The organism is Streptococcus mitis (assembly GCF_019929545.1).
In the GTDB taxonomy this organism is placed as follows: Bacteria; Bacillota; Bacilli; order Lactobacillales; family Streptococcaceae; genus Streptococcus; species Streptococcus mitis_BU.
On sequence record NZ_JAHZPT010000007.1, the window covers coordinates 47,222 to 61,472 of the forward strand.

The 14,251-nt window shown below is 42.0% G+C and carries 10 protein-coding genes; 6 read left to right on the forward strand and 4 right to left on the reverse strand.

What is annotated here, in order from left to right:
• The first annotated feature begins 322 nt into the window (after window positions 1-322).
• Together K1I71_RS03735 and K1I71_RS03740 are read left to right on the forward strand one after the other, a co-directional pair.
• Complete coding sequence (locus K1I71_RS03735) at window positions 323-1,744, forward strand: N-acetylmuramoyl-L-alanine amidase (protein WP_223330258.1); 1,422 nt, start codon at window positions 323-325, stop codon at window positions 1,742-1,744.
• A gap of 252 nt (window positions 1,745-1,996) precedes the next feature.
• On the forward strand, window positions 1,997-2,626 hold the full coding sequence (locus K1I71_RS03740) for an MBL fold metallo-hydrolase (RefSeq protein WP_223330259.1): 630 nt from the start codon (window positions 1,997-1,999) through the stop codon (window positions 2,624-2,626).
• A gap of 128 nt (window positions 2,627-2,754) precedes the next feature.
• Here K1I71_RS03740 and pepO read toward each other — a convergent pair whose 3' ends face one another.
• Window positions 2,755-4,647 (reverse strand): endopeptidase PepO, encoded by a 1,893-nt coding sequence (gene pepO / locus K1I71_RS03745; protein WP_223330260.1) that lies wholly within the window; start codon window positions 4,645-4,647, stop codon window positions 2,755-2,757.
• A gap of 177 nt (window positions 4,648-4,824) precedes the next feature.
• Between pepO and K1I71_RS03750 the strand changes: the two genes are divergently transcribed.
• From K1I71_RS03750 to tpx, 4 genes are all read left to right on the forward strand, one after another.
• The gene (locus K1I71_RS03750; RefSeq protein ID WP_223330261.1) at window positions 4,825-5,547 is read left to right on the forward strand and encodes a metal ABC transporter ATP-binding protein; all 723 of its coding nucleotides are present in this window, start codon (window positions 4,825-4,827) and stop codon (window positions 5,545-5,547) included.
• Window positions 5,544-6,392 carry a metal ABC transporter permease gene (locus tag K1I71_RS03755; RefSeq protein WP_000559787.1) on the forward strand — a complete coding sequence of 283 codons (849 nt, stop codon included), beginning with the start codon at window positions 5,544-5,546 and terminating at the stop codon, window positions 6,390-6,392. The genes K1I71_RS03750 and K1I71_RS03755 overlap by 4 nt, the downstream gene beginning before the upstream one ends.
• A gap of 31 nt (window positions 6,393-6,423) precedes the next feature.
• On the forward strand, window positions 6,424-7,353 hold the full coding sequence (gene psaA, locus K1I71_RS03760; RefSeq protein WP_223330262.1) for a metal ABC transporter substrate-binding lipoprotein/adhesin PsaA: 930 nt from the start codon (window positions 6,424-6,426) through the stop codon (window positions 7,351-7,353).
• Window positions 7,354-7,581: 228 nt separating this feature from the next.
• On the forward strand, window positions 7,582-8,073 hold the full coding sequence (gene tpx / locus K1I71_RS03765) for a thiol peroxidase (protein WP_000256026.1): 492 nt from the start codon (window positions 7,582-7,584) through the stop codon (window positions 8,071-8,073).
• A gap of 201 nt (window positions 8,074-8,274) precedes the next feature.
• On the opposite strand, the gene K1I71_RS03770 is transcribed toward tpx, so the two are convergent.
• From K1I71_RS03770 to K1I71_RS03780, 3 genes are all read right to left on the reverse strand, one after another.
• A complete protein-coding gene (locus K1I71_RS03770) occupies window positions 8,275-10,983 on the reverse strand; it encodes an FtsX-like permease family protein (protein WP_223330263.1) in 2,709 nt (902 codons plus the stop codon).
• Window position 10,984: 1 nt separating this feature from the next.
• Complete coding sequence (locus tag K1I71_RS03775; RefSeq protein WP_045605927.1) at window positions 10,985-11,686, reverse strand: ABC transporter ATP-binding protein; 702 nt, start codon at window positions 11,684-11,686, stop codon at window positions 10,985-10,987.
• Window positions 11,687-11,816: 130 nt separating this feature from the next.
• Window positions 11,817-14,228, reverse strand: a complete 2,412-nt coding sequence (locus K1I71_RS03780; RefSeq protein WP_223330264.1) for a glycoside hydrolase family 95 protein — start codon at window positions 14,226-14,228, stop codon at window positions 11,817-11,819.
• Window positions 14,229-14,251: the final 23 nt, after the last annotated feature.

Consider the following 14,251-nt stretch of genomic DNA (forward strand, 5'->3'; position numbering starts at 1 on the left):
TACTCTCCAATTCTTCCTACCATTTTATCACTTTTTTAAGAATATGAAAACTAGAAAAAGAGGATTCTGAAGCTATTCAATTTGTTGGGACAGATGATAGAATAAGATTCAAACTTAAAAAATAAAATTATCTGATTTTCATCTAACTTTTTTGAAATATAGGCTACTCTAAAAGTTAGTGAAATGAAAATCTTTTCTTCTGCTTAAATAAGAAAAGATTTGATATTTTGGTAATTTTCTAACTTTTTTAGTGTATAATGGTAATATGAACAGTTTTTTACGATAATTACTGAATTTTCATCTTTCTAGAAAGGCAAACAACATGAAATCACACAAAAGACTGACACTTTTAGCTTTAGCTTTTCTTGGACTAACAAACCAAGTCGTTTTGGCTAATGATACGAGTCATTCTACTACTGCCCCTATGACTAGTTCAACTAGTAGCTCAACAAATACTTCTACTAGCAATTCTCAAGCTAGTACAGAAACTTCGTCGAGCACAGCTAGTTCAAGTGAGCAAGAAAGCAAACCTTCTCTTTCCACAGAAACCAAACCCAATCAACCTATACAAACTGGCTGGGTAAAAGAGGGGAACAAGTGGACTTTTTATAGTCAAACTGGGGTCAAATTTACAGATACCCTCTATGATGGTTATTTCTTTGATAGTCATGGCTACTTGCTTGAAAACAGCTGGTACCAAATGGGAAATAATTGGTACTATATCAATGGTTCAGGTAAATATTTATCCAACCAATGGAGCCAAATCAATGGCAAGTGGTATGCTTTTGATGGCTACGGTAGAATGTTGGCCAATGTCTGGAAAGGCGATTACTACCTCAAATCCAGTGGTGCTATGGCAGATAAGGAATGGGTCTACGACCAAAGCTACTCTAGTTGGTTTTACCTCAAATCTGGCGGACGTTATGCCCAAAAACAATGGATTGGTTCCTACTACCTCAAATCTGGTGGCTACATGGCCCACAAGGAATGGATTTATGACCCAGACTATCAAGCTTGGTACTATCTTAAGGACGATGGTGTGTATGTTACAGGAACCTATGCTGTGGATGGTAAAAACCAGCTCTTCCAAGGAAATGGAAAATGGGTTCGTGAATTAGCACAAGGTTTTCAAAAAGGACAATACTCTAAAACCATCTTTCTCGATCCAGGACACGGTGGTAAGGATCGCGGGGCTTATTACTATGGCATAGCTGAAAAAGAATTGAACTTACAAGTTTATCGTAAGCTACGTAAACGACTAGAAGGACTCGGCTATACCGTTCTCACCTCTCGAGATAGTGATATAGACGTTGATTTTATTACCGAGCGTTCTCGTATGGTCAACAAGACCAATGCTGACTTTTTCATCAGCCTTCATTTCAATGCAAAAGGGAATGATACAACCGTTAACCTAGGTATCCAGACCTATTCTTACAAGGATGAACCTGGTTTCCCTAGCAAGATTAACAAGGATTGGCACAACAATCCTGAACGGATGAGTGAAAGTAATCGTCTCGCAGCTGATATCCATTCTTCACTGCTAGCTGAAACTGGAGCTAGGGATGCTGGGCTCTTGCAAGCAACCTTTGCTGTTCTCCGTGAAACAGCTAAACCAGCTGTTTTGCTGGAGATGGGATATATGGATAATCCAGAAGAAAACCAAAAAATCCGCAGCAGTGACTACCAAGATAAACTAGTTGAAGGGATTATCAAGGGAATCCAAAAATATTATGCTGGAAATTAAAGCAGTTTAAGCCTCGAACTAACTCGAGGCTTATTTTTTATCCAAACCATCTTCTTTCTAGATCTATTTCCTTTTCCAGCTTATTCTCCCCAACTGTGCTATACTTAATTTATACTCAATGAAAATCAAAGAGCAAACTAGAAAACTAGCCGCAGACTGCTCAAAGCACTGCTTTGAGGTTGCAGATAAAGTTGACGCAGTTTGAAGAGATTTTCGAAGAGTATTAGTACATTCTTTGAGATTGGAGCTAGTATGAAAATCCATAAAACCGTGAATCCTGTTGCCTATGAAAATACCTATTACTTGGAAGGTGAAAAACACCTCATCGTCGTCGATCCTGGTAGCCATTGGGAAGCTATTCGTCAAACAATCGAGAAGATCAACAAACCGATCTGTGCCATTCTATTGACCCATGCCCATTATGACCATATCATGAGTCTGGACTTGGTTCGCGAGACTTTTGGCAATCCTCCTGTCTATATCGCAGAGAGCGAAGCCAGCTGGCTCTACATTCCTGTCGATAATCTCTCTGGTCTCCCTCGTCACGATGATATGGAAGATGTAGTCGCAAAACCTGCAGAACACACTTTTATCTTTCACGAAGAATACCAACTAGAGGAATTTCGTTTCACCGTCTTGCCAACACCAGGTCACTCTATCGGCGGCGTTTCTATCGTCTTTCCTGATGCTCACCTAGTCTTGACAGGAGATGCTCTTTTCCGTGAAACCATCGGACGAACGGACCTTCCAACTGGTAGCACGGAACAACTCCTCCATAGTATTCAAACCCAACTCTTCACCCTACCAAACTACGATGTCTATCCAGGACATGGTCCAGCTACTACTATTGCTCACGAAAAGACCTTCAATCCTTTTTTCTAGTAAAATGATGACAATGTCTATCGCATTTTAAGTACACTATCCAGCAAGTCTTTCCACTATAAAAGGCATCCTATCAAGGTTCTCACACCTGATTGGATGCCTTTTTTCTGATGACTAGACTTTTTGCATTACCAAATAATCACACGGTCTTCTGGTGAACGCCACATACCGTCTCCTTCTTTGACATCATAGGTCGTAAAGAAATCATCGAAGTTTGGTACTTGTACATTGACACGGAGTTTGGCTGGTGCGTGCACATCGACGCTAGCCAAAAGTTTCATAAATTCTGGACGACCTTTCATACGCCAGATGCGACCGAAGTTGTAGAAGAACTCTTCTGCTGAGAAGTCTGGTTCTCTCTTAGCTGCTTCAAGCGCTGCAGCGATTCCTCCCAAGTCAGCCACATTTTCTGATACAGTCAATTTACCGTTGATGGTTGCTCCATAAGAATCTTGTCCATCAAACTGATCAATAACTTTTTGTGTTTTCTCCTTGAAGGCAGCATAGTCGCTCTCTGTCCACCAATCCTTGAGGCTACCATTTTCATCAAAGGAAGCTCCATTGGTATCAAAGGCGTGAGAAATTTCATGGGCAATAACTGCCCCAATCCCACCATAGTTAGCAGAAGATGACTGATGCAAGTCATAGAAAGGAGCCTGTAAAATGGCTGCTGGAAAGACAATCAGGTTCTTCTGTGGATTGTAGTAAGCATTGACCATATGAGCAGGCATGCCCCATTCCTTGTAATCTACAGGCTGGTTCCACTTGCTCCAACTGTGCTTGATTTCCACACGCGCAAAGGCTAGAGCATTATCAAAAAGACTAGCATTTTCATCCACTACCTTGTCCTTATAGCGTTCTGGCAATTCTTCTGGGTAACCGATATAAGGCTTGATAACATTGAGTTTAACGATGGCCTTGTCGCGAGTTTCAGGAGTCAGCCAGTCATTCTTAGACAAGCGTTCCTTATAGACATCAATCATGGTTGCCACTTTGTTCTCCACATCCGCCTTGGCCTCTGGAGAGAATTTTTCATGGGCATACCAGAGACCCAAGGCTTGTTTGAAAGGACCTTGTGCTAGTTGGTAGGCTGCCTTGACCTTGTCTTTGGCTTCTGGAACTCCTGAAAGCGCACGGCTATAGGCACCTGACAAGACACGGATTTCTTCTGTTAAATAGCTGGTTGAGAGATTCACAACACTTAAAATTAAGGTTGCCTTGAGGAGAGACCATGCCTCTTCACTATAGAATTGATCTGCTGCTTGCCAGAAACGTTCTTCGTCTACGATAACCTTGTCTGGTACTTGTCCAAGAACGGCTTGGAAGAAGTTATCCAAAGGTAGGGCAGGTGCGAATTTCTTGAAATCTTCGTAAGCATATGGATGGTAGAGTTTAGCATACTCTGAACTTTCTTCATTAGAGAGCACCACTGCCGCAATTCGACGGTCCAATTCTAGTCTTTTTTCTAGCAAATCTTCAATTTCTTCATCAGAGAAATCATAAGCCTTGAGGAGATTTGCGCTACTTTCTTTCCAAAGGGTCAAGAGTTCTTCGCGTTGAGGATGGTCTTCAGCATAGTAGGTCGTATCTGGCAAGATTGTGCTTGGAGCGCTAGCCCACAAAACATTGATTCTGGCATCCATAAAGTCTGGCGATACACCAAAAGGAAGAAAATTAGGTTTGCCAGCAAGTTCAAACTCTGCTAGTTTGGCAGTGAAATCCGTAAAAGTCTCCAATTCTTGGAATTCTTTAAGAAGAGGCAAAACAGGTGTGATACCGTCAGCTTCTCTCTTGTCAAAATCACGAACTAGGCAGTGGTATTTGACAAAGTTTGCCAAGATAGCATCCTCAGGCACCTCTTCTCCTGCCAACCACTTGTCTGTTGTCGCCAGCATCAGGTCTTCAATTTCCTGGTCTAAATCAACAAAACCTCCAGTTTGAGACTTATCGGCTGGGATTTCAGCTGTCTTCTGCCATTCCCCATTAATTGCATCATAAAAATCGTCTTGATAACGTGTCATCTTGTTCTCGCTTTCATTTGTACTTGCTTTTAGCTTAACAAAAATTACCTGGGAATGCAATTAAAAATGAACTGATACTTTCTATTGTTTTTCAGTTATTATTTTAATTTTTTCAAAAATTAACTTGACTTAATTTTTTTTTTAATGTATATTAAGAGACAGGAGGAATACAACTGTATGATACGTATCGAAAACCTCAGTGTCTCCTACAAAGAGACGTTGGCACTTAAGGATATTTCACTAGCGCTCCATGGACCAACAATTACCGGTATCATTGGTCCAAACGGTGCTGGGAAATCAACATTATTAAAAGGTATGCTGGGAATTATCCCACATCAAGGTCAGGCATTTCTCGATGACAAGGAAGTTAAAAAATCCTTACATCGAATCGCTTATGTCGAACAAAAAATAAATATCGACTACAACTTTCCCATCAAGGTCAAGGAATGTGTCTCACTAGGACTCTTTCCCTCTATCTCTCTCTTTCGAAGTTTAAATGCTAAACATTGGAAGAAAGTGCAAGAGGCCCTTGAAATTGTCGGTCTAGCTGACTACGCTGAGCGTCAAATCAGTCAACTATCTGGAGGTCAATTCCAGCGGGTTTTGATTGCCAGATGCTTGGTGCAGGAAGCCGATTATATCCTCTTGGATGAACCCTTTGTTGGGATTGACTCTGTCAGTGAGGAAATCATCATGAATACGCTGAGAGATTTGAAAAAAGCTGGGAAGACGGTTCTCATCGTCCACCATGACCTCAGCAAGGTTTCCCACTACTTCGATCAAGTCTTACTTGTCAATCGAGAAGTGATTGCCTTTGGTCCAATCAAAGAAACCTTTACCGAAGCCAATCTCAAAGAAGCTTACGGTAATCGACTCTTTTTCAATGGAGGTGACCTATGATTGCAGAATTTATCGATGGATTGCAAAAATTCCATTTCCTACAAAATGCCTTGATAACAGCTATTGTCGTCGGGGTCGTAGCTGGAGCTGTGGGATGTTTCATCATCCTACGCGGGATGTCACTCATGGGGGATGCCATTTCACATGCTGTCTTACCAGGTGTAGCCCTCTCCTTCATCTTGGGCCTTGACTTCTTTATCGGAGCCATTGTCTTTGGATTGCTAGCTGCCATCATCATTACCTACATCAAGGGAAACTCGATTATCAAAAGCGATACCGCCATCGGCATTACCTTTTCTTCTTTCTTAGCCCTCGGTATCATCTTGATTAGTGTCGCTAAAAGTTCAACTGACCTTTTCCATATCCTTTTTGGTAATATCCTAGCCGTCCAAGATACGGATATGTTTATTACTATGGGTGTTGGGGCAGTCATTCTCTTGTTAATCTGGATTTTCTTCAAGCAACTCTTGATAACTTCCTTTGATGAACTCTTGGCTAAAGCCATGGGAATGCCTGTCAATTTCTATCACTACCTTCTCATGGTACTCCTGACTCTCGTGTCTGTGACAGCCATGCAAAGTGTCGGAACTATCCTGATTGTAGCCATGCTGATTACCCCAGCTGCAACTGCTTATCTGTATGCTAATAGCCTGAAAAGCATGATTTTCCTTTCCTCAACCTTTGGAGCTACTGCTTCAGTTTTGGGACTCTTTATCGGCTATAGCTTTAACGTTGCGGCAGGTTCTAGTATCGTGCTCACAGCTGCTAGTTTCTTTCTCATTAGCTTCTTTATCGCTCCAAAACAACGATATTTGAAACTGAAAAATAAACATTTGTTAAAATAAGGGGTAAAGCCCCAATAAATTGGAGGATCTAATGAAAAAATTAGGTACATTGTTGGTTCTTTTTCTTTCCGCCATTGTTCTCGTAGCATGTGCTAGCGGAAAAAAAGATGCAGCTTCTGGTCAAAAACTAAAAGTTGTTGCTACAAACTCAATCATCGCTGATATTACTAAAAATATTGCTGGTGACAAGATTGATCTTCACAGTATCGTTCCTGTTGGTCAAGACCCACACGAATACGAACCACTTCCTGAAGACGTTAAGAAAACATCTCAAGCTGATTTGATTTTCTACAACGGTATCAACCTTGAAACTGGTGGCAATGCTTGGTTTACAAAATTGGTAGAAAACGCCAAGAAGACTGAAAACAAAGACTACTTTGCAGTCAGTGAAGGTGTTGATGTTATCTACCTTGAAGGAAAAGATGAAAAAGGAAAAGAAGACCCACACGCTTGGCTTAACCTTGAAAACGGTATGATCTTTGCTAAAAATATCGCAAAACAATTGAGCGCTAAAGACCCTAGCAACAAGGAATTCTACGAAAAAAATCTCAAAGAATATACTGATAAGCTAGACAAACTCGACAAGGAAGCTAAGGAGAAATTTAACAACATCCCTGCTGAGAAAAAACTCATTGTAACCAGCGAAGGATGCTTCAAATACTTCTCTAAAGCCTACGGTGTCCCAAGTGCCTATATCTGGGAAATCAATACTGAAGAAGAAGGAACACCTGACCAAATCAAGACCTTGGTTGAAAAACTTCGCCAAACAAAAACTCCTTCCCTCTTTGTAGAATCAAGTGTGGATGACCGTCCAATGAAGACTGTTTCACAAGACACAAACATCCCAATCTACGCACAAATCTTTACTGACTCTATCGCAGAACAAGGTAAAGAAGGCGACAGCTACTACAACATGATGAAATACAATCTTGATAAGATTGCTGAAGGATTGGCAAAATAATACTCTTCGAAAATCAAATTCAAACCACGTCAGCGTCGCCTTGCCGTACTCAAGTACAGCCTGTGGCTAGCTTCCTAGTTTGCTCTTTGATTTTCATTGAGTATAAGCCTCTGAAAAACGTCATTCTCAATGAGCTGGCGTTTTTTTCTATGCCCATATTTCCGGTCAAATCATTGGAAAATTCCGACTGTTTCAGCTAAAATGGAAGAAAAAAGATTGGAGTATCCTATGGTAACTTTTCTCGGAAATCCTGTGAGCTTTACAGGTAAACAACTACAAGTCGGCGACAAGGCACTTGATTTTTCACTCACTACAACAGACCTTTCTAAAAAATCTCTGGCTGATTTTGATGGCAAGAAAAAAGTCTTGAGTGTCGTGCCTTCTATCGATACAGGCATCTGCTCAACTCAAACGCGTCGTTTTAATGAAGAACTGGCTGGACTGGATAATACCGTTGTCTTGACTGTTTCAATGGACCTCCCTTTTGCCCAAAAACGTTGGTGCGGTGCTGAAGGTATTGAAAATGCGATTATGCTGTCAGACTATTTTGATCATTCCTTTGGACGCGATTATGCTCTCTTAATCAATGAGTGGCACCTATTGGCACGCGCAGTCTTTGTCCTCGATACTGACAATACGATTCGCTACGTTGAATACGTGGACAATATCAACTCTGAACCAAACTTCGAAGCCGCAATTGCAGCTGCTAAAGCCCTATAGAAAAAATCCTCTGTCACAAAGAGTTCCCTACTCTTTGAAACGGAGGATTTTTGTTTACGAGTAAATACAAGTCCAATCTGATAAAAACAACTAATACTCTTCGAAAATCAAATTCAAACCTCGTCAACGTCGCCTTGCCGTACTCAAGTACAGCCTGCGGCTAGTTTCCTAGTTTGCTCTTTGATTTTCATTGAGTATAAATTATTCTACAGATTTCAAGGCTTCAAGCATATCAACCTTTCTCAGATGATAATTGACAAAGAAACCAAGCAAGGTCAAAATGATGCTTACTGCCGTCACTGGGATTACATAGACTTCCCACCCTACCTGCGGATAAAAGAGAATAGTCGCAGGAGAAATCATTTGAATCAAAAATTGGTGTAAATAGAAACCAGATACCAAACCAAGTACGATTCCCACAAGGGACAGCACAATCGTCTCACGGTAAATGTAGAGAGTGACTTCATTATTATGAAAACCGAGAACCTTGATAGTGGAGAGTTCACGGATTCTCTCAGCCACGTTGATATTGGTCAGATTGTAGAGGATAACAATAGCCAACAGAACCGATACGATGACCAAGATGGTCATGGTCTGATTGAGTGAGCTGGCGACGGAGTCAAAGAGTCGAATGGCTGAAGCATTCTGGACAACGCTGGACACCACAGCTTGATTCATAAGTAAGCCGGCCTGCCTTTCGATACTAGTTGCACTGGTATCCCTTAGCGAGACCAGATAAGTGTTGGCTTGGGGTAGCTGTCCGTAAATTTGCTCATGGCTATCCTGACTCATATAAATAAAGTGACCAACGTAGTTCTCAGCAATAGCAGCAACCGTTAATTCCTTACCTTCAATTTCTAGAGTTTGTCCAACCTTGACACCTGCCAGCTGGGCTAGTTTAGCTGTGATGACAACTCCATCTTTTAATGTCAACTCTTGCTGATGATGTTGCAGATGGATAAAGGGAGTCAAATCCTCCTTCTCTGTCATCATAAGGGTAATTGTCTGAAGACCAGCCTTACCTTTGAAATCTTTGTCTAGCGTTTTAGAATAGATTTTCTGATAGGCTTGGATGTCCTGACCTTTCAACACTTCTTCTAGATTTACCTTATCCTGATTGGTCGCACTAGGATTTACAGAAATAATCATTTGATACTGTTGGATTTGTTGAAACTGTCTAGACGGAACTCCTGCTACAGAGGATTGGATTCCCAAACCTGCAAAAAGCAGAGCGACTGAACCCGCCACACCAAAGATCGTCATCAACATCCGCTGCTTATAACGGAAGATATTGCGAGCTGTTACCTTATGAGTAAAACTGAGACGGCGCCAGATAAAACTGATGCGCTCCAGTAAGATTTTAGCTCCTTTAACAGGAGGTTTAGGCAGTAAAAGCTGGGCAGCTTCGTCATGAAGTTCCCTACGAGCTACCAGATAGGCTGGTAGCACACTCGCCAACCAACTCAAGACAAGAGCCAGTAAGCTATAGGTCCAATAGAACTGAATCTGGGTTTCTCCCACCACCATGCTTTTTGTAATGACACTTGAAATCACACCGGCTAGTAAATAATGTCCAAGTATGCTACCTAGAGCTGTTCCGACAGTTCCAGCTACTAGACCGTAGAGGAGAAATTTGGCGATAATATCCTTACTGCGATAACCCAAGGCCTTAAAAATCCCTGCATGAGTTCGCTCTTCATCCACAAAACGAGTCATAGTTGTAAAGGTCACCATAGCTGCTACGGCATAAAGCACTACAGGAAAGATATTGCCCACTGCTCGAATACTGGATGAAGCATTGCTATACATGAGATAGCCTTGACCGCCAGGCATGGTCTGACGATTATATACTTGATACTTGGGCTCAGCTAAATCATCCAAAACTTTCTGATGTTTTTCTAATTTTTCCTTTTCTTGGGCTAGATTTTGTTCAGCCTGCTTTAGTTTGTCCTCTTCCTTGCTCAATTCCTGCTTGGCTTGGGTAAGTTGAGCATGGGCCTGCTCTCTCTGCGTTTGAGGAAACAAGGCTAGTTGACTTTCCTGAGCCTGTAAACGAGCTTGAGCAGCTGCTAAACGACGCTTGCCTTCCTGCAGATTAGTCTCAGCCTTCTCAAGGGTCTCTTGGCCTTTGTCTAGAGACCCTTGTCCTTCTTTTCTCAAGAATTGCAGACGTGCCTTGCCATTATCTGACAAAGCTTGTTCAAGGTCTTCCTGATGTTGCTTGGATTTCTCTTCATAAGCTTCTGAAAAAGCATTTAAACCTGCTAAATCTTGATATTTCAAACGAGCTATATTGTAGACTTTCTGATCAAACTGACTAGGTAAAATCACCCCGTAAGCTGTCAGAGTCCCACTTCCACTTGCTGCGTAGCCCATATCTCGCTGGGAGAGGATTTCAGCTGAATCCACAAAACCAGTAATGGTATAAGTATGGTCTTTTAAAGGGGAATGACCGCCTTCTTTTTCTTTAAAACTAATCTCCTGTCCCACACGATATTGGTCCTGTAGGTGACTGGCCAAAGCAATCTCCTGGTCTGACTGCGGAAGTCGCCCCTCTCTTAGCTGAAAGGTTGAAATCCCCTCTGGTTTGGAGTACAGCCGAATGGCATCCTGCCCATTCTCCATAGTCACATCTGTCAAATAGGCAAACTCAACCTCTGCGCCCTCTATCTGTTCTAGTTCTTCTTGATCTGTTTGATCCAAACCATAATTAGACATGACTGCCAAATCCAAGGTTTGAGCAGTTGTTAAATAAGCATTAGCTGTCGCCTCCATGTTGGGACTGGTTACTTTGAGTCCTACTAAGGCTAGAGACCCTAACATCATCAAGGTTAAGATGGATAAAAAACGCCCCTTGGAGCCTGTGAAGGACTGAATCAAGTCCTTCCAATAAGTTTTTCGCTTGATCATGCTAGTACTCCAAACTGTCGATATCCTGAGGATGCTGGTTGATCACCACATCCTTGACACTGGCATCGTGCATATGAATCACGCGATCAGCAATGGGCACCAAAGCTCCATTGTGAGTCACGATAATCACCGTCGCTCCCTTTTGACGAGACATGTCTTGGAGGATTTTCAAAACCTGCTTGCCCGTCTGATAATCCAAGGCGCCTGTCGGTTCGTCACAAAGGAGAATTTTAGGATTTTTGGCTACCGCGCGTGCAATGGAGACTCTCTGTTGCTCCCCTCCAGAAAGCTGGGCTGGAAAGTTATTGAGACGATGAGCCAGACCTACATCTGTCAAGACCTGTTCAGGATTCAAGGCATCTGTCACGATTTCTGAAGCCAACTCCACATTTTCCTTAGCGGTTAGATTGGAAACTAGATTATAAAACTGAAAAACAAAACCGACATCATTTCTACGATAATTGGTCCTCTGGTGGGAATTGTAGTCTGCAATATTGACACCATCAATCCAGATTTCCCCCTCATCATTGGTATCCATTCCCCCAAGAAGGTTAAGAACCGTTGACTTACCTGCACCAGATGCACCTAGAATAATAACCAATTCACCCTTTTCAATCTCAAAATTCACATCACGATTGGCCACAATCTCCGTGTCCCCAACCTGATAACGCTTGTAACAGTGTTTCATCTCAATATAAGCCATCAGACCCACCCTCTCTCAAACAAATTACTTCCTACTACCATTATAACGCTTTTTCAACTAGTTGGAAACTGCTTACATTCTTAAATCCTTATTAAAAGGCAGTATCAAATTACTGCCTTCTATCACCTTCTTAAAAATAAAATTGAACAAGATCACCTTCTGCTGTTGCCACCGAAATACAATCTTTCCCCATGCATTTCGCTTTTATTTTTTCTTGATTCACTTCAATCACACTTTTTTCAATACCTGGATAAGAAGCTCGCAATTCTCCCCCACTTCTTGATAAAATGGTCAACTGTAAGAGTTTTTTATCCGCCCACCTCATGCTAACTTCAAAATGTCCACGTGCCATTAAGCCTGAAACGGAACCTGTTGACCATGCATCGGGTAGGGCGGCTAGAGGTACCAGATAAGCTGTATGAGACTGGAGCAACATTTCTGCCATGCCACCAGTAGCACCAAAATTACCATCTATCTGAAAAGGAGGATGACTACACCAAAGATTTGGCAAGGTGGATGACTTTAACTGCTCTGCTAATAATTTATGGGCTCGATTGCCATCTCCTAGACGCGCCCAAAGATTGATCTTATTAGCCTTGGACCAACCTGTACCGCCATCTCCACGATCATTGAGACTAGCACGCGCTGCTTCAAGATACTCTTTTCCCTTATAGCTAAAGAGAGTGCCAGGATAGAGTCCCACTAGATGGGAAGCGTGCCGATGCTGGGCCTCCACTTTCTCATTTTGAAAATGCTGCTCTTCCTCCTCATACCACTCCCTGATTCGACCAGATTGAGTGATTTGAAGAGGATTAAGCATGTCAAACTTCTCCTCGACCTCAGTCAACAAAGCCTCATCCAACTCTAATTCCTGAGCAGCCTGAATAAAATCATGAAATAACTGCCAAATCAGAGATTGGTCATAGGTATTGCCAATCGAAATCGGCCCATGTTCTGGTGAGTAAGACGGAGAAGACACCCAACGCTGCGCCTGCTGATCCTTATGTAAAAAGGCATTCCAAAAACGAACTGTTTCCCTTAACATGGGATAAATTTTCTCCCTAAGATAGTCTTGGTCCATATAAAATGAATAGGCTTCATAAACAGTTTGCATCATCCACGCATTGGCAGCTGGTGACCAACCCCAATAGTAATCCCAACCAGGTGCCGTCCAGCCAAAAGGGGTCGCTTGGGTATGGACCAACCAACCATTCTCCTCTCCTTCCCGAGAGACAATTCCTGCATACCTTGCAGCTGCTAGGCGACCATAGACACGCAAATCATCTATATAGTTTATGATCGGAAAGGTCGTTTCTAAGAGGTTAGTCACATAGGCTGGCCAATAATTCATCTGCAGATTGATATTTAAGTGATAGTCCGAATTCCAAGGAGGATTATCGACCCCATTCCATACTCCCTGTAGGTTAGCTGGTAGGGCATCTGGGCAATCTCTAGAAGAACTAATCAATAAATACCGTCCATACTGGAAGAATAGCTCCTCCAAAACCTGCCCCGCTTGTGGCTTATAATTTTTTAGCAAATCATCCGTAGGGGATGATTCAAAATCAGCTCCCAAATCCAATTGAACACGCTGGAATAAAGCTTGGTAGTCCTCAATATGCCTTGATTTCAATTGGGTATATCCCTTTTCTTTGGCTGTCTCCACCAAGTCCTTTACTTGCTGCTCTAAATCTATTTTCTTGCGATAATTACTAGCAGGATTTTGGGCAAAATCAGTCTTAGCAGCCAAGAAAAGATTGGCATAACTGGCTCCTGATATCTGAGCCTTATCTGACCAAACTGTGATATCCCCATCTGTTTCCCAAGATAAACAGCTAGCAAACTGCAGGTCATTGTCCTTAACTCTTCCCTTCATCAAGATATAAGAATCAGTAATATCCAACTTGCATTCCTTGTAATCAGATTTTTCCTGCTCATACTTTCCATCAGAAGCCAAATCACGACTTAGCGACAGTTCTATAGTAAAATCTAGAGTTTCCGCCCCTTCCTTAGTAAAGCGCTGAACCAAGATATTATCTGGAAAACTCGCAAAAGCTTCACGTTCAAATTTCGTTCCCTTATAGACATAAGAAATCGTCGCAAGCGCCTTGCTGATATTAAGCTGTCTCTGGTAATCCGTCACCTGAGACAAAGTCTTGCCTTGATTACTAAACTCAATATAAATATCCCCAAAGGACAGATAGGTCCCATATTGATTCGTTTTGGGCCCGACTAGGTGCTGTTCAGCCAGTTCCTTAGCAATATTGTAATCTTTCTTCTCCAAAGCCTGCCGAATCTCAGCTAAAAAAGCATACTGATCCTGAAAATTTCCACCCTGATAATCGGAACTATCAGGAAGTGGACCTCCAGACCAGAGACTTTTTTCATTGAATTGAATCCGCTCAGCCCCTATAAGCCCAAAGACTTTAGCTCCTATAGAACCATTACCTATCGGTAAGGCCTCTTCTTCCCAACCCTTATATGTTGTTGACGCTGGTTGCTTGTAGGTCAGCACATAATCCTGTTTTTTATTCCTTATCATACTTCCATACTAACATAAAAAGC

Coding starts and splice junctions, on each gene's coding strand:
- K1I71_RS03755 (WP_000559787.1), top strand. CDS start 5,544: ATGATTGCAGAATTTATCGATGGATTGCAAAAATTCCATTTCCTACAA.
- K1I71_RS03780 (WP_223330264.1), bottom strand. CDS start 14,228: ATGATAAGGAATAAAAAACAGGATTATGTGCTGACCTACAAGCAACCA.
- K1I71_RS03740 (WP_223330259.1), top strand. CDS start 1,997: ATGAAAATCCATAAAACCGTGAATCCTGTTGCCTATGAAAATACCTAT.
- K1I71_RS03735 (WP_223330258.1), top strand. CDS start 323: ATGAAATCACACAAAAGACTGACACTTTTAGCTTTAGCTTTTCTTGGA.
- K1I71_RS03770 (WP_223330263.1), bottom strand. CDS start 10,983: ATGATCAAGCGAAAAACTTATTGGAAGGACTTGATTCAGTCCTTCACA.
- K1I71_RS03775 (WP_045605927.1), bottom strand. CDS start 11,686: ATGGCTTATATTGAGATGAAACACTGTTACAAGCGTTATCAGGTTGGG.
- K1I71_RS03750 (WP_223330261.1), top strand. CDS start 4,825: ATGATACGTATCGAAAACCTCAGTGTCTCCTACAAAGAGACGTTGGCA.
- psaA (WP_223330262.1), top strand. CDS start 6,424: ATGAAAAAATTAGGTACATTGTTGGTTCTTTTTCTTTCCGCCATTGTT.
- pepO (WP_223330260.1), bottom strand. CDS start 4,647: ATGACACGTTATCAAGACGATTTTTATGATGCAATTAATGGGGAATGG.
- tpx (WP_000256026.1), top strand. CDS start 7,582: ATGGTAACTTTTCTCGGAAATCCTGTGAGCTTTACAGGTAAACAACTA.